Origin of the sequence: Aquirufa ecclesiirivi (genome assembly GCF_011250515.1) — a bacterium.
GTDB lineage: Bacteria > Bacteroidota > Bacteroidia > Cytophagales > Spirosomataceae > Aquirufa > Aquirufa ecclesiirivi.
This window is the reverse complement of the sequence record NZ_JAANOP010000007.1, coordinates 58,187-78,010: the sequence shown is the minus strand read 5'-3', so window position 1 is coordinate 78,010 and position 19,824 is coordinate 58,187. Positions and strand designations below refer to the sequence as shown.

The following is a 19,824-nucleotide window of genomic DNA, read 5'->3' as shown; positions in this document are numbered from 1 at the left end:
TGGAGTTTTTATGAATCAGGATAAATAATCTCAGAAAAGGATAAATAATTCATTTAGAATTCTAATTTTGAAAGATAAATAAATCTAAATAATTATGAATTCATCGCGTAGATCATTTTTACAGAAAGGAGCTATTGCTTTAGGAGCAGCAGCCTTTACTTCATCGACATGGGAGGCCCTAGCCAATGCCAAAGCCAAAAAAATAGTAGGTGTTCAATTGTACTCCATTCGGGAGGATATGAAAGTTGACCCTATGGGAACTTTGACAAAATTGGCAGAAATGGGCTACAAATATGTAGAGCATGCTAATTATGTGAACCGTAAGTTTTATGGTTGGTCAGCACAAGAATTTAGAAAGAGATTGGACGGATTAGGTATGAAAATGCCGAGTGGTCATACGGTGATGGGTAAACAACATTGGGATGAGTCTAAAAAGGAATTTACCGATTTGTGGAAATATACCGTTGAAGATGCTGCAGTTTGCGGTCAAGAGATCGTAATCAGTCCATCTTTGGATAAGTCGATTCGTACATCTTCTAGCTTATTCAAAACTTACATGGATGTGTTTAATAAGTCGGGAGAGTTATGCCAAAAGTCAGGCATGCGTTTTGGATATCATAACCATGATTTTGAATTTTCTGAGAAATTGGATGGCGTGACTTTGTTTGATTTAATCATGGAAAACACGGATTCGAAATTGGTTGCTCAGCAATTAGACATAGGTAATATGATTAATGGAGGTGGAGTTCCTGCGGATATATTGAAGAAATATCCGGGTCGTTTTGTTTCCATGCACGTAAAAGATGAGATTGCAGCGGCTCCAGGACATGGAGAGAAATACGAAAGTACCATTTTAGGCACTGGAATTATTTCTGTGTTGGATATGGTGAAGTTGGGAGAAAAGAAAGGTGGAACCAAGCATTTCATCATTGAGCAAGAATCATATCAAGGTAAAAAGCCGATTGATTGCGTGAAAGAGGATTTAGAAATAATGAAGAAGTGGGGTTACGTTTCTTAGATATGGTAAGCTAGACGGATTAGAAATCTTGAAGCTATCATACGATTTGATTTTTTGTATATTGCATGAATGAATTGTCAAGGAAAGAGCCCAGCTCTTTCCTTTTGTTTGCTATAAAATAAGCCCGAATATGAAAGCATTTATTTATTTACCTGCCTTATTACTCCTTGGCCCCTTGGCTTTTTCTCAAGCTTTACTCAAGCCAATCATCAATCAAAAAGCGAAAGCCATGGAATCGAAAACGATTTCTTGGAGAAGGGATTTTCATGAACATCCTGAATTGGGGAATAACGAGATCCGTACTGCAGGTATTATTGCAGCACATTTGAGGTCATTGGGGATAGAGGTGCAAGAAAAAGTGGCTAAAACAGGTGTGGTGGGTATACTGAAAGGAGCCAAACCTGGACCTGTGGTAGCTTTGCGTGCCGACATGGATGGTTTACCTGTGACAGAACGAGGAGATTTGCCGTTTAAGTCGACGGTCACAACGGAATATAACGGTCAGAAAACGGGGATTATGCATGCCTGTGGTCATGATAGTCACATGGCTATTTTGATGTCAGTTGCCGAAATTTTGGCCTCTGAAAAAGCCAATTTAGCAGGTACTGTGAAATTTATTTTTCAGCCAGCAGAGGAAGGAGTATATGGAGCTAGAGGAGAGAAAATTGTTTCAGGGGCTGAATTAATGGTTCAGGAAGGGGTATTAGAAAATCCTAAAGTGGATGCTATTTTTGGCTTACATATCATGGCGGAGGCTGCCACAGGAACGATACAGTATCGTCCAGGAGCTACCATGGCTGCAGTAGACGAATTGGACATTCAAGTTAAAGGAAAGCAAGCTCATGGAGCCTACCCTTGGCAAGGGATTGACCCAATAGTAATTTCTTCTCAAATCATTTTGGGTTTACAAACCATTGTGAGTAGAAACGTTAATTTACCTGAAGATCCAGCGATAGTAACAGTAGGGGCTATTCATAGTGGTATTCGATATAACATTATTCCGGAGAGTGCGAGTATGATTGGAACGATTCGAACTTTTGGAACAGAACAAAGAAAATTAGTACATCAGCGAATTACGGATATCGCAACCAATATAGCCAAAAGTGGGGGAGCCGTAGCAGATGTACACATAGGTACGGGTTATCCTGCCACCATCAATGATGTGAACTTAGTAGATAAAATGCTTCCTTCGCTTATAGAGTTGAATGGACGAGATAAAGTGCTTCTAAAGCCAGCGCACACGGGTGCGGAAGATTTTAGTTTTTTTCAAGAAAAAATCCCTGGATTCTTTTTCTTTTTGGGAGGAAGACCTTTGGATAAGTTGAACGTACCGGTGGCGAGTCACCATACACCTGATTTTCAGATAGATGAGTCTGGATTTCAGCTTGGAGTGAAAGCATTGAGCCATTTAGTGGTTGATTATTTTGAACAAGCTATGCCGGTGGCAAAAAAGAGTAAGAAATAAAAATAGGACTGTCCTTATAAAGACTAGGACGGTTTTAACTTGACAAGATTTAATTTTACTGAAAAAAAAGGAGATATGTCCCAAAATTATCAGCATGTATCCTACCTGTGGGAGGATTCAAAAGCAGCGTCTTTATCTGGAAACGAGGTAGATTTATTTATTTACAGATCCAATATTCTTGGAGCAGATTTAAGAATTACAAACTATGGAGGTGGAAATACCTCGGTCAAAATAAAAGATAAAGATCCTTTAACAGGACAAGAAACAGAAGTGATGTGGATTAAGGGTTCTGGTGGAGACATTGGTACTTTGAAAAAATCTGGTTGTGCTGCCTTGTATTTGGATCGTTTATTGAGCTTAGAGAATGTCTATCGTGGTTTAGAGCATGAAGATGAAATGGTGGAATTGTTTAACCATTGCATCTTTGATTTAGCTTCTAAAGCACCGTCCATTGATACACCTTTGCATGGTTTCTTGCCATTCAAACACATTGATCACTTACACCCTGATGCGGCAATTGCGATCGCAGCAGCTAAGGACGGAAAGAAAATCACGGAAGAATTATTTGGAGGACAGATTGGTTGGGTTGGCTGGCAGCGTCCTGGATTTGATTTGGGTCTACAATTGCGTGCTTGCTTGCAAGAGGCAGCAGCGAAAGGGATTCAATTGCGTGGTATCATGTTAGGTTCACATGGATTGTTTACTTGGGCTGATACATCTTATGATTGTTATTTAAACACACTTGACGTAATTGAGAAGTGTGCAGAATATATTAAGCAAAATGAAGGCAAGACAAGACCTGTTTTTGGAGGCCCTAAGATAGCTTCCTTAGAAACGGATAAACGTATTTCTCAAGCGAAAGCAATTGCGCCCGTGTTGAGAGGTTTCTGCTCTTCATATGTGCAGATGATTGGACATTTCTCCGATGATGAGCGTGTGCTTCAATTCATTAATTCGAATGATTTGGATGTATTGGCTCCATTGGGAACTTCTTGTCCAGATCACTTTTTACGTACCAAAATTTCCCCTTTGGTATTAAATTTGAAGCCAGATCAAGATTTATCTGATGTGGATGGAATCAAGGCACAAATTCAACCCTTGTTTGAGGCTTATCGTGTGATGTATGCAGAATACCACGCTACTTGTGCTCGCTCAAACAGCCCTGCGATGCGTGATCCAAATCCAGTGGTTATTTTATATCCAGGGGTTGGTATGTTTACTTTTGCGAAAGATAAGCAAACGGCACGTGTGGCAGCAGAATTCTATACCAATGCCATCAATGTGATGCGTGGGGCGGAAGCAATTTCTAAATACACGTCATTACCTCGCCAAGAGGCATTTGATATTGAGTATTGGTTATTGGAAGAAGCGAAATTACAACGTATGCCAAAACCAAAGAGCATGTCGGGCCGTGTGGCATTTGTGACAGGTTCAGCAGGAGGAATAGGTAAGGCCATTGCTAAGAAAATGGCTCAAGAAGGTGCTTGCGTGGTGATTAACGACGTGAATGCGGAGCGTATGGAGGAGGCAAAGAAGGAATTTACTGCTTTATTTGGTAAAGATTCTGTATCTACTGTCTTAGCCGATGTTACTAGTCAAGAATCCATTGAAAATGCGATGGGTGAAGCATGTTTAGCTTTTGGTGGGGTGGATGTGATCGTGAACAACGCAGGTATTAGTATTTCAAAAGGTATTTTAGAGCATACTCAACAAGATTGGGATCGCTTATTTGATATTTTAGTGAAGGGCCAGTTCTTAGTTAGTCAAGCGGCTGTGGCCATTATGCGCAAGCAAAACTTAGGTGGAGATATCGTCAATATTGTTTCTAAAAATGCTTTTGTGGCGGGTCCAAATAACGCAGGTTATGGTTCGGCTAAAGCTGCACAGGCACATATGACGCGTTTATTAGCAGCTGAATTAGGGCCAGATCGCATTCGTGTGAATACGGTGAATCCAGATGCGGTGATTGCAGATTCCAATATTTGGGCCGGTGGTTGGGCTGAAGGACGTGCTAAAGCATACGGAATTAAGGTAGAAGAATTACCGGCATTCTATGCGAAGCGAACTTTATTGAATCAATCTATTTTACCAGAAGATATAGCCAACGCATGTTATGCATTTGTTGGTGGATTATTGCATAAATCTACCGGAAATGCATTGAACGTAGATGGTGGAGTTGCAGCAGGATTTTTACGTTAAATCGCAGAGAATTACATGTTTGTTGGAGATAAATTACACGACCACAATGCGCTTCGTTTAGCTGCGCACGAAAGAAGATATGCTTTTATTAATTCAGAGGTAGCCATTCCATCTGATTTAATTACCAAATTGAAAGATTTTCAGATCGCGATTCCATCTTGGGCCTTAGGCACAGGTGGGACGCGATTTGGTCGTTTTTCTGGAGGGGGAGAGCCTCGTAATTTAGAGGAGAAAATTGCTGATGTAGGATTATTGCATGCGCTGAATCAAACATCGGGAGCCATTTCCTTGCACATTCCTTGGGATAGTACCACCAATCCTACGGCTATAAAAGCCTTAGCAGCTCAACATGGTTTAGCCTTTGATGCCGTTAATTCAAATACGTTTCAAGATCAAGCGAATCAAGCATTGAGCTATAAATTTGGTTCCTTGCAACATGTGGATGCAGCGGTAAGAAAACAAGCCGTTCAGCACAATATCGAAGTTATCCAACAAGGAATTGATTTAGGTTCTAAATCATTAACCGTATGGTTATCAGATGGTTCTTGCTTTCCTGGTCAGTTGAATTTCAGAAAGGCGTATGAACGTACCGTTGATAGTTTGAAAGAAATCTACGCCGCTTTACCGGGCGACTGGAAGTTGTTTTTAGAATACAAAGCTTACGAACCTAACTTTTACTCGACTACCGTAGGAGATTGGGGCCAATCGTATTCCATGGTGAATAAATTGGGCGAAAAAGCATTTACCTTGGTGGATTTAGGTCATCATTTACCCAATGCCAATATCGAGCAAATAGTTTCTTTATTGTTGATGGAGGGTAAATTAGGAGGATTCCATTTCAATGATTCCAAATATGGAGACGATGATTTGACTGCTGGGTCGATCAAACCCTACCAGTTATTCTTGATTTTCAATGAATTAGTGGATGGAATGGATGCGAAAGGAATGAATCATGCTAAAGATTTAGGTTGGATGATTGATGCTTCTCACAATGTGAAAGATCCTTTAGAAGATTTGTTACAATCGGTGGAGGCCATTCAAATGGCCTATGCCCAAGCACTATTAGTAGATCGTACTGCCTTGGAAGCAGCCAGAAATGCCAATGATGTAGTAGCTTGTCAAGAAATCTTGCAAACAGCGTTCCGTACGGATGTACGTTCACTGGTAGCGCAGGCAAGATTAGAATTAGGAGGGGCCTTAGATCCTATGGCTTTGTTCCGCGACTTAGGAATTAGAAATCAGTTGATTCAACAAAGAGGAGCCAAAACCCAAGCTACGGGATTATAAAGATGTCAATGGTGGAGAAACTTCCCGTAATTGCAATTTTTGATATTGGCAAAACCAATAAGAAATTATTCCTTTGGGATAAAAACTACCGTATTGTATTTGAGAAAAGTCAAAATTTCCCTGAGATACCAGATGAAGATGGTTTCATGGGAGAAGATTTAGCATCTGTACAATCGTGGGTATTAGCTTCTTTTGCCGAAGTGCAGCAAGACCCTCGATTTGAGGTATTAGCCTTAAATTTTTCAGGTTATGGTGCTACGGTTGTATTTGTCAATGCAGAGGGAAAAGCAGTTTTACCTTTATACAATTATTTAAAGCCATTTCCTGCTGATTTAGCTACTGAATTTTATGCGCGTTATGGTGGAGAATCTGAAGTTGCTAGAGCCACCGCATCGCCTATTTTAGGGAGTTTGAATTCGGGCATGATGGCTTATTGGATGGCTACGGCTTCTAAAAATCAAGATAAGGGTATTCGCTGGGTATTACATTGGCCCAATTATTTGTCCAGTTTATTTACTCATCAGTTTTATACAGAATTAACTTCGGTGGGTTGTCATACACATTTGTGGGATTTTGATCATCAACGTTATCATGATTGGGTAGAAAAAGAAGGATTGAAACCATTATTGCCAGATACGGTATTAGCCAATCAAACATTTCCGATGAGTTCATCAAATTTACCTGTTGGGGTAGGTTTACATGATTCATCATCTGCATTGATACCCTATTTGATGCAGTTTAAAGAACCTTTTTTGTTGCTTTCCACTGGGACATGGTGTATTTCCATGCATCCCTTCAATGCCCAACCTTTGACGCCCGTTGAATTGAAAAACGATGTTTTGTCATTTTTGCAATACAATGGTAAGCCAGTTAAGGCCGCTCGATTGTTTGCAGGCAATGAACATGAAATTCAATTGAAAAGATTGCAAGCTCATTTTGGTGTAGATAAAAAAGCCCATTTAAAAGTACCTTATTCCACACATTTAAATGCGCTATTGAGCGATCAAATAAAGAACAAAATGCCTTCCTTGAAAGAGGCTAATGCTGCTTTTTTAGCGAATTCAGGTTTTGAATTTAGAGATTTGAGTCATTTTGAAAACTTTGAACAAGCATACCAACAGTTTATGGTAGATTTGGTTGTTCAGCAGATATATTCCTTACGTTTATTGTTAGATTCATCACCAGTAGATCGCATTTTAGTCGATGGAGGATTTAGCAAAAATGATATTTATATGCAGCTTTTGGCCTTTGCATTTCCCCAATTAGCTGTTTATGGAGCCGAAGTAGCACAGGCTAGTTCTTTAGGGGCAGCCTTGGCCATACATTCCACGTGGAATGATCAAGAGATACCCATTAATTTGGTGAGCCTAAAAAGATATGAAGCATGCGAGTAGCCTTATTTGTCCCTTGTTATATTGATCAATTTTATCCGCAAGTAGCTATTGCTAGTTTAGAATTATTGGAGAAATTGGGATGTGAAGTAAGTGTTCCTAAGAATCAAACTTGCTGTGGACAACCCATGGCCAATTCGGGATTTGCTCATATTACTTCTGGTTGTGATACCAATTTTTCAGCTAATTTTTCGGGCTATGATTATATCGTAGGACCATCTGGTTCATGTGTTTTACATCTAAAAGAGCATCATCCAGATGCCAAAATTAGAGCTTCCGTTTTTGAGATTTGTGAATTTTTAGTGGATGTATTGAAAGTGAAATCTTTGCCTTCTTATTTTCCACACAAGATAGGTTTGCATCAAAGTTGCCATGGACAACGCGGTTTGCGTATTTCATCCATGACGGAATTGAATGAAAAACCCTTTTCTAAGTTGACTTATCTATTGGATTTAGTGAAAGGTTGTGAGTGGAAATATCCAGAGCGACAAGATGAATGTTGTGGATTTGGCGGTACATTTTGTGTGACCGAAGAAGCGGTTTCGGTAAAAATGGGACAAGATCGTATACAAGAACATCAAGCCAATGAGGTGGAATTCATTGTAGGAGCAGATACTTCCTGTTTAATGCATATGGAAGGGATTTTGAAACGTTCAGCATCTAATGTAGGAGTAAAACACATAGTAGAAATATTGAATGCACATGCTTAATCACGCGGAAGCTTCTGAAAAATTCATTACTAATCAAGAAAGAACAGATTGGCATGATGATACCTTGTGGTTTGTCAGGTCTAAACGAGATAAGGCCAGTAAATTACTTCCAGAATGGGAAGCATTGCGCGAGCAGGCATCTCAGATTAAAGAGCACATGCTTAGTAATTTACCTCAATATTTGTTGGAGTTTGAAGCAAAGGCACAAGCTAATGGCATTCAGGTTCATTGGGCAAAAGATGCGCATGAACATAATGAAATAGTTTATTCCATTATTCAAAAACATGGAGACAAAGCCTTGGTAAAGAGCAAGTCGATGTTGACAGAGGAATGTCATTTGAACGCTTATTTAGAACAAAAAGGAATTGATGTCGTTGATACAGACCTGGGTGAGCGCATTGTTCAGTTTAGAAAAGAAGTACCTAGCCATATTGTATTACCCGCTATTCATTTAAAAAAGGAGGATGTCGGAGAAACTTTTCATCAACATTTAGGAACGCCTAAAGGCAATAAGGATCCACAATTTTTGACGGAAGCTGCTAGAATTCACTTGAGAGAAAAGTTTTTGGGAGCCAAAGTAGCCATTACGGGTGTCAATTTTGCTGTTGCAGAAACAGGGGAATTTGTGGTGTGTACCAATGAAGGTAATGCTGACATGGGCGCGCATTTGTCTGATGTACACATTGCTTGCATGGGTATAGAAAAGATTATTCCCAAGCGACAAGATTTAGGCGTTTTTCTTCGTTTGTTGGCACGCAGTGCAACCGGTCAATTGATTACAACTTATTCGAGCCATTTTGCTAAACCACGTGCAGGTCAAGAAATGCACATCGTTTTGGTAGATAATGGCCGTTCTAGGCAATTAGCTCGTGATGAATTTAGAAATTCCTTAAAGTGCATTCGTTGTGCAGCTTGTTTCAATACCTGTCCCGTGTATCGTAGAAGCGGTGGGCACAGTTATCATCAGCCAGTGGCAGGTCCTATTGGGTCTATTTTAGCCCCTAATTTTGATAAAAAGGCTAATGTCGATTTGCCTTTTGCGAGTACTTTGTGCGGTAGTTGTTCCAATGTTTGTCCAGTTAAGATCAATATACATGAGCAATTATGGTTTTGGCGACAAGATTTAATGAAGGAAGGTTTGGCTCCAGCTGGTAAGGTACTAGGGATGAAATTAATGGCTTGGATGATGTCTAATCCGTCTGTTTTTAGATTGGCAGGTGGTATTGGAAGAAAAGTCATGAGTTGGTTTCCATTTCTTGTGAATAATGGGATGAATCCATGGTTTAAGCAAAGAGAGATGCCTGCGCCGCCCAAACAAAGTTTTCAGGAATGGTATAAATCGAATCGATCATGAGCAGTCGGGAAGAAATAATTAGGGCTTTGCAAGAAGTAAAAGTGCCTGATAAGGCTTATCCAGGGGCATTTACTGCTCAGGTAGTTGGAGTTGATACTTTGACAGATTTTTTGCATTCTATGGTAGTAGTGAGTACTACGGTGATTCAAGTGAAAGAAGCGGCAGATGCAAGCCAAGCATTGGATAAGCATTTTCCCAACATGCAACGGGTACGTTTAAATCCATTGGCCGATGGATTGAGTTTAGCGGATATTGATGTATTGGAAATAGATGGGGATTTTGCTGTAGCTGAAAATGGGGCAATTTGGTTGGACGATTCTAATTTACCCCATCGCGTGGCGCCCTTTATTTGCCAACATTTAGTGATTTATGTATCTCAAAAGAATCTTTTGCCCACCTTACAAGAAGCATATATCCGCTTGGGCGACAAGCAAACTGGTTTTGGTGTCTTTTTATCAGGTCCTTCCAAAACAGCAGATATTGAACAATCCCTAGTGATTGGCGCTCATGGTGCTAGAAGTTTAGTCGTGGTGTTGACCGAATGCTAAACGCTGGCAAGGTTCCGAACCTTGACAGCGTTGGGTGATGATCGCCTTTCGAAGTATAGGTCTTTCGGTCAACGATTTATTTCTTCAATTATTTCATCTGATTATTGATAATCAATTGAATATGAAATTATTTTAAATCGAATTTTTTAATAATTTCTAATCGTTTGGCGGCAGCATTTGGGGCAGCCATGAGGCCAAATTTTTGTTGTAAAGCTCTTACTTCCTTGCTTTTAGCTTCAGAGCCGTTTGGATAGCCATTTTCTGGTGTTAGCTGATGAAAGACTTTTTCTAAATATTCTTCAAATGGCTGATTAAAATACATATCAATAAATAACAAAGGCTTTTCGCTCGCATTCCAAAAAGTATGTTCAATCATGCGGGGTCTAAAATGCCAGCCTCCTGCTTGAACTTGAACAATTTCTTCTCCCACGATCACACTAGCGGTGCCTTCTAAAACGAACATTAATTCATCTAATTCTTTGTGAATATGCGGAGCGGGTCCCATGGTTTTGGGTGCAACGGCACATTCTACATTGGAATAGATTCCATTCGTCATGGATGATTTAACTCGAACTCGAATGTCCATAGACCCTTTATGGTCCAAGGGAGGGAGTGGAGGTAATAGAAAGGGTTTTGTTTGATCAATGGAATTAGATTGAAGGTAAGAATTTGGGATACCAGTCAATGCTGTTAGCATTCCTGATTGAAGTAGAAAATCATGTCTGTTCATAATATAGGGCTTATAATCAAGGGTTTATAGAACGATTTTCCAAAAATAGACATTTTTTTTATAGTTGTGTAGGTAATTGGTATTTCACGAATACAGAGAATTGTTGACCGAATGCTAAACGCTGGCAAGGTTCCAAACCTTGACAGCGTTGTGTGAAAAACGACATTCGAAGCAAAGGTCCTTCGGTCAACGATTTTATTTCTAAAATATTTGACCAGTTTATCGATATTCCTATGTTTTATGGCAAATGAAACTTCATGAGCCTATTCAAGAAATTGATAATTTTAAAAGAGCTTTTTCATTCAATGGGTACTTATGAAAATTGAACCCAATAGATAAATCCATGACAGCAAAGTCCAACAAAAAGCTTTTTTTTTTCTATCTTGTCCCAATAAGCTTATTTATCATATGAAAGTCTCTCGGAGAAAATTTATTGGGCAGTCCGCACTAGGATTTGCTGCTTTTAGTATTGTTCCTCGCCATGTCTTAGGCAAGGGTTATTTAGCCCCAAGTGATCAATTAACCAAGGCCATTGTTGGTACTGGTGGAATGGGTCGTGGACATATTCCTTATGCTGGTACACGGGTTGTAGCCCTATGTGATGTCGACAAAAAGAACCTACAATTAGGATTAAATGAGGTAGAGAAAGGAGTTAAATCCTTTAGTGATTACCGCGAATTAATTCAACTACCAGAAGTGGACATCGTTCACGTAGCTACACCTCCTCATTGGCATGGAATTATTGCTGCTGATGCTGTTAAAGCTGGTAAAGATGTTTGGTGTGAAAAACCGATGACACGTACTATTGGTGAAGGTAAAAGATTAACAGAGGCTGTTCAACAGCACGGTCGAATCTTTCGCTTGAATACCTGGTTCCGTTTTGAAGGTAATTTTTATGGCATGAATACCACCATCAAACCGATCAAGAAATTAGTTGATTCAGGTTTATTGGGATGGCCCTTAAAAGTAACTATTTCTAGACATACAGGTTTTGATTGGAAATTCTATTGGGTAGGTAAAACGGATTTGACGCCGCAGCCCGTTCCCGCTGAATTAGACTATGACATGTGGTTAGGACCAGCTCCTTACAAGCCATATAATGTACATCGTACGCACCAGACTTTCCGTGGGTATTGGGATTATGATGGAGGAGCATTAGGCGACATGGGTCAGCACTACATAGACCCTGTTCAATATTTATTGGGCAAAGATGATACTAGCCCTATCTACGTCGAAGTGGATGCGCCTGTTCAAGATGCTGATGCTGTGGGTATATTCCGCCGTATTACTTATACTTTCGCCGATGGATGTCAAATCGTTTTGGACGGCGAAGGTAGAGATGAAAATGTAGCCTATATTGAAGGTCCTAAAGGAAAAGTATTCCGTGGATTTAAAACGGATATCCCTGATGTAGAGCGCAAATTGGCTGAATTCCCTGAACCTCCTGCTCAGCAGACAGATTTTGTGGATGCCGTAAAAGGAAGAAAAACATTCGCTTTAAATGATCAAAATGGTCACCGTTCTTGTACCATTGTCAATATGGGTTTAATCGCGATGCGTTTGAACAGAAACCTGAAATTTGATCCTGTTAAACAAGAGTTTGTCGGGGATGAAGAGGCTAATCGTTTGATTGACCAACCAATGCGTGCACCATTTACTATGTAATAACAATGAAAAAATATACTACTTCAATACTTAATTTATTGCTGTTGGCAGCCCTTTCGCTAGGGACAGTTCTAGCGCAAAAGCAGTCGGCACCTATTTCCGTCAAGACGGGAACCAATGAAGCGGATCGTACGGCACGAGTACAAGCGAATTTGAAAATCATTCAAGAATCCAGTGATGTCAATAAGCAAGCTATCGCCATGTTGGCTTTACAGCCCATTGCTCGTGGGGAATCTATTTCAGTGATTATTCCTTTTTTACAAAAGAATCATTTGGCAGGTCCTGCAGCTCGTTTATTAGTTAAATTGGCTCCTTATGGTCAAGAGCAAGTGGGAAAAGCGGTGTTGGGTGCTATGCAAAATGGCAATGCTGCTTATCAAAAAGATATGATACAAGCTTTGACAGATATGAACTATAAAGCCGCTGGTACAGCGATAGAGGCTTTATATCCATCATCGGATCAGCGTACGAATCAATTGATTTTAAAAGCGATTGCTACTTTAGGCTCACCTAATGCTAGTAAAATTTTAAAAGAACAAGCGGCTAAAGCCAATGGTGCTTATGAGCCAACCCAAGCTTTGGAATCCTATTTGGCATTCGTTAAATCTTCTAAAGATGTGAATGGTCTGAATTCATTAAATGTAACATCTTGGCCAGCTGGTTCTCAGATTAAGGTGAGCGAGGTGCTTTTATCTAAGTCGAAAACTCCCGTTGCTTATTTATTAGGGGCCTTTGCGAAAACTTCCAACCATGAAGTGGAAGCCTATTTGGTCAAACATCTGATGAAGTATGCCAAAGCGAGTGATGCTAGTCAGGTAGCAGCCGCTTTCTCCAAGTGGTCCGATGCGAAGAAAATATCTTTTGTGCAGGCTGCTGGCAATGCTAAAGTTGCTTGGGCTTTACCTCAAGTGACTGTCGCTGAAACTTCTAAAAATACAGGATTAAGAACGGTAGCTTCTATCGCTCGTTTGAGAATTCAGGGTAATGCGGGCTTAGCTAAAGTATGGGCTACCGCTTCCAATGGCGATGTAGATGGTATTGCAGTAGGAGAAGTTGCTAGCAATTTAGCTGCCAATAACTTTTTTGAGAAAAATGTAGCTTCCTATTCTCAGTTGAGTGCATCCCAACAAACCATTTTGTTGATTTATGCTTCTTACCGTCAATGGTCGGCTATCAAATCACATGTTTGGAACGCTGTACAATCCAATGAAGCCACACGTGCTGCGGCTTATCAGGTATTATTCAGATGGGTTAGTCCTGCTGATTTTGATATCATTGCTCAAAAACTTTCTAATGCGAGTTCGGAAAGTGAAGTGAAGCACTTGCAAAGCTGCGTTACCCAAATTCAAAAAATGGATCCAAGTGTTGCTAGCAAAGTGAATGGCTATGCGGTGAAAGCGAAAAATCAGTTGAACTGGATTCCCTTTGTTTCTGAAGCAGAATCATTGTCTTGGTTGGGAGATTTAGTGAAAAAATCCAAGAATTTGGAAGCTATTAAAGCTTATGTAAAAAGTAATGGTAAGGCCACTCAAAATGTCACTCAACAAATCTTGCGTTACCGCAATGCCTTGGATTTAACCCAAGATATGGATACACGTGCTTTGGTGTTTAGAGGCTTGGGTCGTTGTCCAAGTTTATCAGCGATGAGAACCTTGCAAATTGGTTTACAAGAAGCCAATGCTCGTTCGGTTGCTGCTGATGGATTAGCCACTTTATTTGTAGGAAATCCTGCATTACAAAGTCAAATGACAAAAGCTTGGGTATTGGAAGCGATGCCATTTGTTTCTTCGGCAGATTTACGTGCCTCTGCTCAAAAGGCCATCGATGCATTAGGCAATAAGCAAGGATTTTATTCGATGTTTAATGGCAAGGATTTATCGGGTTGGAAAGGCCTGGTAGAAAATCCAGTTAAACGCCGTGCCATGTCTGCTGACAGCTTAGCCATTAAGCAAGTGAAAGCTGATGAAAATATGCGAAAAGGATGGTATGCCAAAGACGATGAATTACATTTCACAGGCCATGGAGACAATTTATGTTCGGTAAAAGATTATCAAGATTTTGAAATGTATGTCGATTGGAAAATCGAAAAGGATGGAGATGCTGGTATTTATTTACGCGGTGCCCCACAAGTTCAAATCTGGGATATTTCCCGTGTTAATGTTGGAGCCAATGTAGGTTCAGGAGGATTATACAACAATCAAATCAATGCAAAAAATCCATTGAAATTGGCAGATAATCCAGTAGAAGAATGGAATACGTTCTACATTAAAATGGTGGGAGAGCGTGTAACCGTTTATTTGAATGGCGAATTGGTGGTAGATAACACCATTTTAGAAAACTATTGGGATCGTAAAATTCCCATCTTTGTGAAAGATGCTATTGAATTACAAGCTCATGGTAACCACATTGTATACCGTAATATCTATGTTAAAGAATTAGAGCCACAATTTTTGCAAACTCTTTCAGAGGAAGAGAAAGCACAAGGATTTGAGCTGTTGTTTGATGGTTCTTCATTATTCAAATGGACAGGAAATACGACGGATTATGTACCTGAGAACGGTAATTTGGTGATTTATCCTAAGCGTGGAGGAAAAGGAAACTTGTTCACCAAAAATGAATACGCCAACTTCCACTTTAAATTTGATTTCCAATTAACTCCTGGTGCCAATAATGGATTAGGTATTCGTGCTCCATTAACAGGAGATGCTGCTTATGTGGGCATGGAATTGCAAATTTTGGATAATACAGCTCCTGTTTATGCCAATTTACAAGCCTACCAATACCATGGTTCTGTGTATGGAATTATTCCAGCAAAGAAAGGTTTCTTGAAGCCAGTAGGCGAGTGGAATCAACAAGAGGTTATCGCAGAAGGAAATCACATCAAAGTGATTTTAAATGGAGAAGTAATTTTGGATGGAGATATAGCAGAAGCCACCAAAGGCGGTACTCCTGATCATAAAGAGCACCCTGGATTATTTAATCCAAAAGGTCATATCGGATTTTTAGGTCATGGAAATGAATTGAAATTCCGAAACATTCGAGTAAAAGAGCTTGTTCCTGTAGAAACAAAATCAAAAAAACGTAAGTAAATTTTCGTTTATCTTTTTAAACCAATCAACAATGGAGTCGATCGAATTACTGGTTAATCGAAAAAAGGTGAAAGTGGAAGTGGATTCCAATACGCCTTTGCTATGGGTTCTGAGAGATCATTTATCTCTGGTAGGAACCAAGTATGGTTGTGGTATTGCCCAATGTGGCGCTTGTACCGTCTGGATTGATGGAGAACCGATGCGTTCTTGTGTTTTACCAGTTTCTGCGGTGGGTAAATCATCAGTAACGACCATTGAAGGTTTACATGAAAAAGCGGAACACCCAGTTCAAGTAGCTTGGGATGAATTAGATGTACCTCAATGCGGCTATTGCCAAGCGGGTCAAATTATGACAGCGGCAGCTTTATTGAAGAAAAACCCGAAACCTAGCCATGATGAAATCGTGTCAGGTATGTCAGGAAATATTTGTCGCTGTGGAACCTACCACCGTATTCACAACGCCGTCAAACGTGCATCTGAAATAGCTTCGACGTCCAACTCCTCTAAAAAGAAATAAAAGATGAAAACGACAAGAAGATCATTTATTCAGAAAACAGCCCTTTTGAGTGGCGTTTTTTCCTTGGGATTTGATTGGTTTGAATCCAAGGCCAATTCAGGCATCATGCAACAGATGAATCCAGCTTTGGATGCCAACCGTTTCAATGCTTTTTTATCCATTGAAAATACGGGGAAGATTATTCTCTATTCACCGAATCCAGAAATTGGACAAGGTATCAAAACCGCATTTCCGATTGTTGTGGCTGAAGAGCTGGATGTAGATTGGAAGCAAGTGGAGGTGCGTCAAGCGAATTTAGATACCCAATTATTCGAACGTCAATTGACGGGAGGAAGTGGAGCCTTGAAACATTCTTGGGAACGTTTGCGTAAAGCAGGAGCTACGGCCAGACATATGTTAATTCAGGCGGCAGCTCAGCAATGGGGTGTAGATGCGAGTACTTGTAAAACTTCCAAAGGTTTTGTTCTTGGTCCAAACAAAGGTCAAAAATTAGCCTATGGTGCTTTGGTTGATGCCGCTTCAAAACTATCGGTTCCAACGGAAGTAACCTATAAGAGTCGGGCTGATTATCAGTTGATTGGTAGTTTTGTTAAGGGAGTAGATAATTATAAGGTTCTTACAGGAAAACCGCAATATGGTTTAGATACCCAAAAGTCGGGCATGCTTATTGCCCAAATCGTTCGCCCACCTGCCTTTGGTTCTACTTTAGTGTCTTTTGATGCTGCTGAGGTAAAAAAGATGCCAGGCATTATCGATGTGGTTTCTTTTAAAAACAAAGTGGCCGTGGTAGGGAAATCTACTTGGGAAGTCATGCAAGCCAGAAAAAAACTTGTTTGTACCTATTCTGATACCAGCAATTTGGAAAGTGATAGCACTCACCAGAAATGGTTTGATGAGGGGATGAAAACCGACAAAGCGAAGGTCGAGCGAAAGGACGGAGATTTTAATGCGGCTATTGTTAAAGCAGCTAAGGTGATTGAGGCCACATACGAATGTCCTTTCTTGTCGCATACTCCGATGGAGCCCATGAACTTCTTTGCAGATGTTCGTCCAGGTTCCGTCTTGTTAGCAGGGCCAACTCAAGTTCCTCAATCGGCCCAAAAAGCTGTGGCTACTTTGTTGGGCGTACCTGAAAATACCGTTCAGGTGGAATTGACTAAAATGGGAGGTGGTTTTGGCCGTCGATTAAACAACGACTATGCTTTAGAAGCAGCAGAGCTGTCAAGTATCATTAAAATGCCTGTTAAAGTCATGTGGACGCGCGAAGATGATATGACTGGGGGTATTTATCGTCCGGCAGTAAGATATCACTTTAAAGCGGGTTTAAATGAGAAAGGCGAGATGATAGCCTTTTATTTACGTGGAGTAGGTTTGAATGCAGGAAACAGTACTCGACAAGATAATTTCCCTGTGGGAGCTATTGACAACGTATTAATTGAATCATTCAATTATAATTCTGCCATTACTACGGGACCTTGGCGTGCACCCATTACCAACTTTTTAGCCTCTGCAGAGCAGTCGTTCTTAGATGAAGTAGCTGTAGCAGCAGGAAAAGATCCTATCCAAATGCGTTTGGATTGGTTACAAAAAGTGAAAACTAATCCTGTCGGCAAGATTACTTATGAGCCAGATCGTTTCATTGAGGTGATTAAGCAAGTGGCTGAAAAGGCTAAATGGGGTAAAAAAGGAGCTAATGTTCACCAAGGATTTAGTGTTTATTTCTCTCATTTATCTTATGTAGCTCAAATAGCGGAAGCCAAAATGGTGGATGGAGAGCCTAAGGTGACCCATGTAACTGCGGTGACAGATTGCGGTGAGGTGATTAATCGATCAGGTGCTGAAAATCAAGTGATTGGAGGTATTATTGATGGTTATGGTCATGCCATGTTTAGCAAATTGAGTTTTGATAAAGGTGTCCCTCAGCAAAAGAATTTCGATACATATAAATTGATTCGTGGAAATGAAATTCCTACTGTGGAGGCTCATTTTGTGAATAATGGAATAGCACCTACTGGTTTGGGTGAACCTGCTTTACCTCCTACCGGTGGCGCAGTGGCCAATGCCTTATTTGCTGCTACTAAGAAACGTTTGTATCGTCAACCTTTTGCAGGCCCTGATAATGCAAATCTCTAAGGCCAGCGGCCCTATTATTTGGTTAACTAATTTACGTGTCATTGCGACTCTCGCAGTGATTTTGATACACTCAGCAGCTAATTTGCTGCTGAGTTTTCATCGTGTTCCTGATGCTTTATGGTGGAATGCCAATGTCTATAATGGCTGCATGCGCTTTGCTGTACCCATTTTTGTGATGTTAACTGGTGCTTTAGTAGTAGGGAAAGAAGAACCTTATGGGGCATTTGTTTCTAAATCATTTCAAAGAATCGTTGTGCCCTTCTTATTTTGGAATATTTTTTTTGTGTATTTCAATTGGGCTGTTCGATTACGAGGTAAATCCTTTCATTCTTTGGAGGAACTGATTCGTTGGATAGGTCAACAATACTTTACGGGCGGGTCTTACCATTTTTGGTATGTGTACATGGTTATAGGACTTTATTTGTTCATACCTATCATAAGCACTTGGGTTCGACAGGCCTCAGAAAAGCAAATTCAGTATTTTTTGGGTATTTGGTTGTTGACGATTCTTTTTAATAATCCCCATTTTCCGGTCTTAGATTCACCCGTGCCTTTGCCTTATTTTACAGGCTATTTGGGCTATTTGGTATTAGGCTATTATTTACGACACAAAGACTTTAATCATCAAGGGCAAATACGTTTTTGGGCAATAGCTTTATTCCTGATTGGAACCGCTTGGACATTGATTGGAACGTATCAATTGTCCATACGTGACGCTAAGTTTTATGGATTGCTATATGCCAATTTTTCTCCATCGGTGGTGCTTTCTACCGCTGGATTATTTTTGTTATGCAAATACTTTCCTTTTGAGATTCGAGTTTTGATTCCTTTGCGAGAATGGATAAGTTCCCACAGCTACGGGATCTATTTAGTCCATATTTTGGTCTTATTTTACATCGCTAAAATCGGAATACATTTTAAATTAGTGCATCCAAGTTTAGGTATTCCAGTTACGGCATTTAGCTGCTTGCTGATTTCAGGGGCTATTGTATGGCTTCTTAGAAAAATTCCGGGTGGATCTAAGGTTTCTGGTTAATTACATCCGTATAATGGAGCCATCTTGCATTTCTATGATGCGCTGCGTGCGTGATGCAAATTCATTGTCGTGGGTTACAATGAGCAAAGATTGACCATATACATCTGCCAATTCTTTGAAAATATCAAAAACGATTTCACTGTTTTTTTTGTCCAAATTACCCGTTGGTTCATCACCCATGATAATCAATGGGTCATTGATTAAAGCTCTGGCAATGGCCACCCGTTGTTTTTGACCTCCTGATAATTGATTGGGCTTTTTCAACGCTTCATTCTCAATGCCTAGAATTTTCAATTTTTGATAGGCTCGTTCTTTAATTTCTTTGGGGGAATATTTGCCTAGTTTTTGACCTGGCAACATCACATTTTCAAGAACAGAAAACTCATTCAGCAAATAGTGGAATTGAAAGACAAAGCCAATTTTTTCATTTCGAACGATGGCTAATTCGCCTTCATTTTTTCCTTGCATGGACACTTGATCAATGATGAGATTTCCTTCATAATCGGTATCCATGGTGGAAAGAATGTACAATAAGGTGGATTTACCACAACCTGATTTTCCTATCACGGAGACAAATTCACCTTTATTCAATGTAAATGAAATATCCTTTAACACCGGTATGGTCACTGGATCGTGAAAGCTTTTACTGATACCCTGTGCTTCTAAAATGATTTGGCTCATG

Annotated in this window: 15 protein-coding genes; 13 read left to right on the top strand and 2 right to left on the bottom strand. The window is 40.1% G+C overall.

What is annotated here, in order from left to right; genetic code table 11:
* The first annotated feature begins 94 nt into the window (after window positions 1-94).
* From G9H65_RS10145 to G9H65_RS10110, 8 genes are all read left to right on the top strand, one after another.
* Window positions 95-1,018 (top strand): sugar phosphate isomerase/epimerase family protein, encoded by a 924-nt coding sequence (locus G9H65_RS10145; RefSeq protein WP_166375234.1) that lies wholly within the window; start codon window positions 95-97, stop codon window positions 1,016-1,018.
* A 130-nt stretch (window positions 1,019-1,148) separates the two neighbouring features.
* Complete coding sequence (locus G9H65_RS10140; protein ID WP_166375233.1) at window positions 1,149-2,483, top strand: amidohydrolase; 1,335 nt, start codon at window positions 1,149-1,151, stop codon at window positions 2,481-2,483.
* A 75-nt stretch (window positions 2,484-2,558) separates the two neighbouring features.
* Window positions 2,559-4,682 (top strand): bifunctional aldolase/short-chain dehydrogenase, encoded by a 2,124-nt coding sequence (locus G9H65_RS10135; protein ID WP_166375232.1) that lies wholly within the window; start codon window positions 2,559-2,561, stop codon window positions 4,680-4,682.
* Between the two features lie 15 nt (window positions 4,683-4,697).
* Entirely contained in the window at window positions 4,698-5,969 is a 1,272-nt protein-coding gene (locus tag G9H65_RS10130) for a TIM barrel protein (RefSeq protein ID WP_166375231.1), read from the top strand.
* Between the two features lie 8 nt (window positions 5,970-5,977).
* Entirely contained in the window at window positions 5,978-7,363 is a 1,386-nt protein-coding gene (locus G9H65_RS10125; protein WP_205753295.1) for an FGGY-family carbohydrate kinase, read from the top strand.
* Window positions 7,354-8,070 carry a (Fe-S)-binding protein gene (locus G9H65_RS10120; protein ID WP_166375229.1) on the top strand — a complete coding sequence of 239 codons (717 nt, stop codon included), beginning with the start codon at window positions 7,354-7,356 and terminating at the stop codon, window positions 8,068-8,070. The genes G9H65_RS10125 and G9H65_RS10120 overlap by 10 nt, the downstream gene beginning before the upstream one ends.
* Window positions 8,057-9,424 (top strand): lactate utilization protein B, encoded by a 1,368-nt coding sequence (locus G9H65_RS10115; protein WP_166375228.1) that lies wholly within the window; start codon window positions 8,057-8,059, stop codon window positions 9,422-9,424. The genes G9H65_RS10120 and G9H65_RS10115 overlap by 14 nt, the downstream gene beginning before the upstream one ends.
* Window positions 9,421-9,972: a LutC/YkgG family protein gene (locus G9H65_RS10110; RefSeq protein WP_166375227.1), complete on the top strand. Its 552-nt coding sequence runs from the start codon at window positions 9,421-9,423 to the stop codon at window positions 9,970-9,972. Before G9H65_RS10115 ends, G9H65_RS10110 begins: the two co-directional genes overlap by 4 nt.
* A gap of 127 nt (window positions 9,973-10,099) precedes the next feature.
* On the opposite strand, the gene G9H65_RS10105 is transcribed toward G9H65_RS10110, so the two are convergent.
* Window positions 10,100-10,702 (bottom strand): cupin domain-containing protein, encoded by a 603-nt coding sequence (locus tag G9H65_RS10105; protein ID WP_166375226.1) that lies wholly within the window; start codon window positions 10,700-10,702, stop codon window positions 10,100-10,102.
* Between the two features lie 408 nt (window positions 10,703-11,110).
* On the opposite strand from G9H65_RS10105, the gene G9H65_RS10100 reads away from it, so the two are divergent.
* From G9H65_RS10100 to G9H65_RS10080, 5 genes are read left to right on the top strand one after another with little or no spacing between them, the layout of a single operon-like run.
* A complete protein-coding gene (locus tag G9H65_RS10100) occupies window positions 11,111-12,367 on the top strand; it encodes a Gfo/Idh/MocA family oxidoreductase (RefSeq protein ID WP_166375225.1) in 1,257 nt (418 codons plus the stop codon).
* Between the two features lie 5 nt (window positions 12,368-12,372).
* Window positions 12,373-15,456 carry a 3-keto-disaccharide hydrolase gene (locus G9H65_RS10095; protein ID WP_166375224.1) on the top strand — a complete coding sequence of 1,028 codons (3,084 nt, stop codon included), beginning with the start codon at window positions 12,373-12,375 and terminating at the stop codon, window positions 15,454-15,456.
* Between the two features lie 31 nt (window positions 15,457-15,487).
* Window positions 15,488-15,973: a (2Fe-2S)-binding protein gene (locus G9H65_RS10090; protein WP_166375223.1), complete on the top strand. Its 486-nt coding sequence runs from the start codon at window positions 15,488-15,490 to the stop codon at window positions 15,971-15,973.
* 3 nt (window positions 15,974-15,976) lie between these two features.
* A complete protein-coding gene (locus G9H65_RS10085) occupies window positions 15,977-18,106 on the top strand; it encodes a xanthine dehydrogenase family protein molybdopterin-binding subunit (protein ID WP_166375222.1) in 2,130 nt (709 codons plus the stop codon).
* Window positions 18,093-19,142: an acyltransferase gene (locus G9H65_RS10080; protein ID WP_166375221.1), complete on the top strand. Its 1,050-nt coding sequence runs from the start codon at window positions 18,093-18,095 to the stop codon at window positions 19,140-19,142. Before G9H65_RS10085 ends, G9H65_RS10080 begins: the two co-directional genes overlap by 14 nt.
* On the opposite strand, the gene G9H65_RS10075 is transcribed toward G9H65_RS10080, so the two are convergent.
* Window positions 19,143-19,823, bottom strand: a complete 681-nt coding sequence (locus G9H65_RS10075) for an ABC transporter ATP-binding protein (protein WP_166375220.1) — start codon at window positions 19,821-19,823, stop codon at window positions 19,143-19,145.
* Window position 19,824 lies beyond the last annotated feature (1 nt).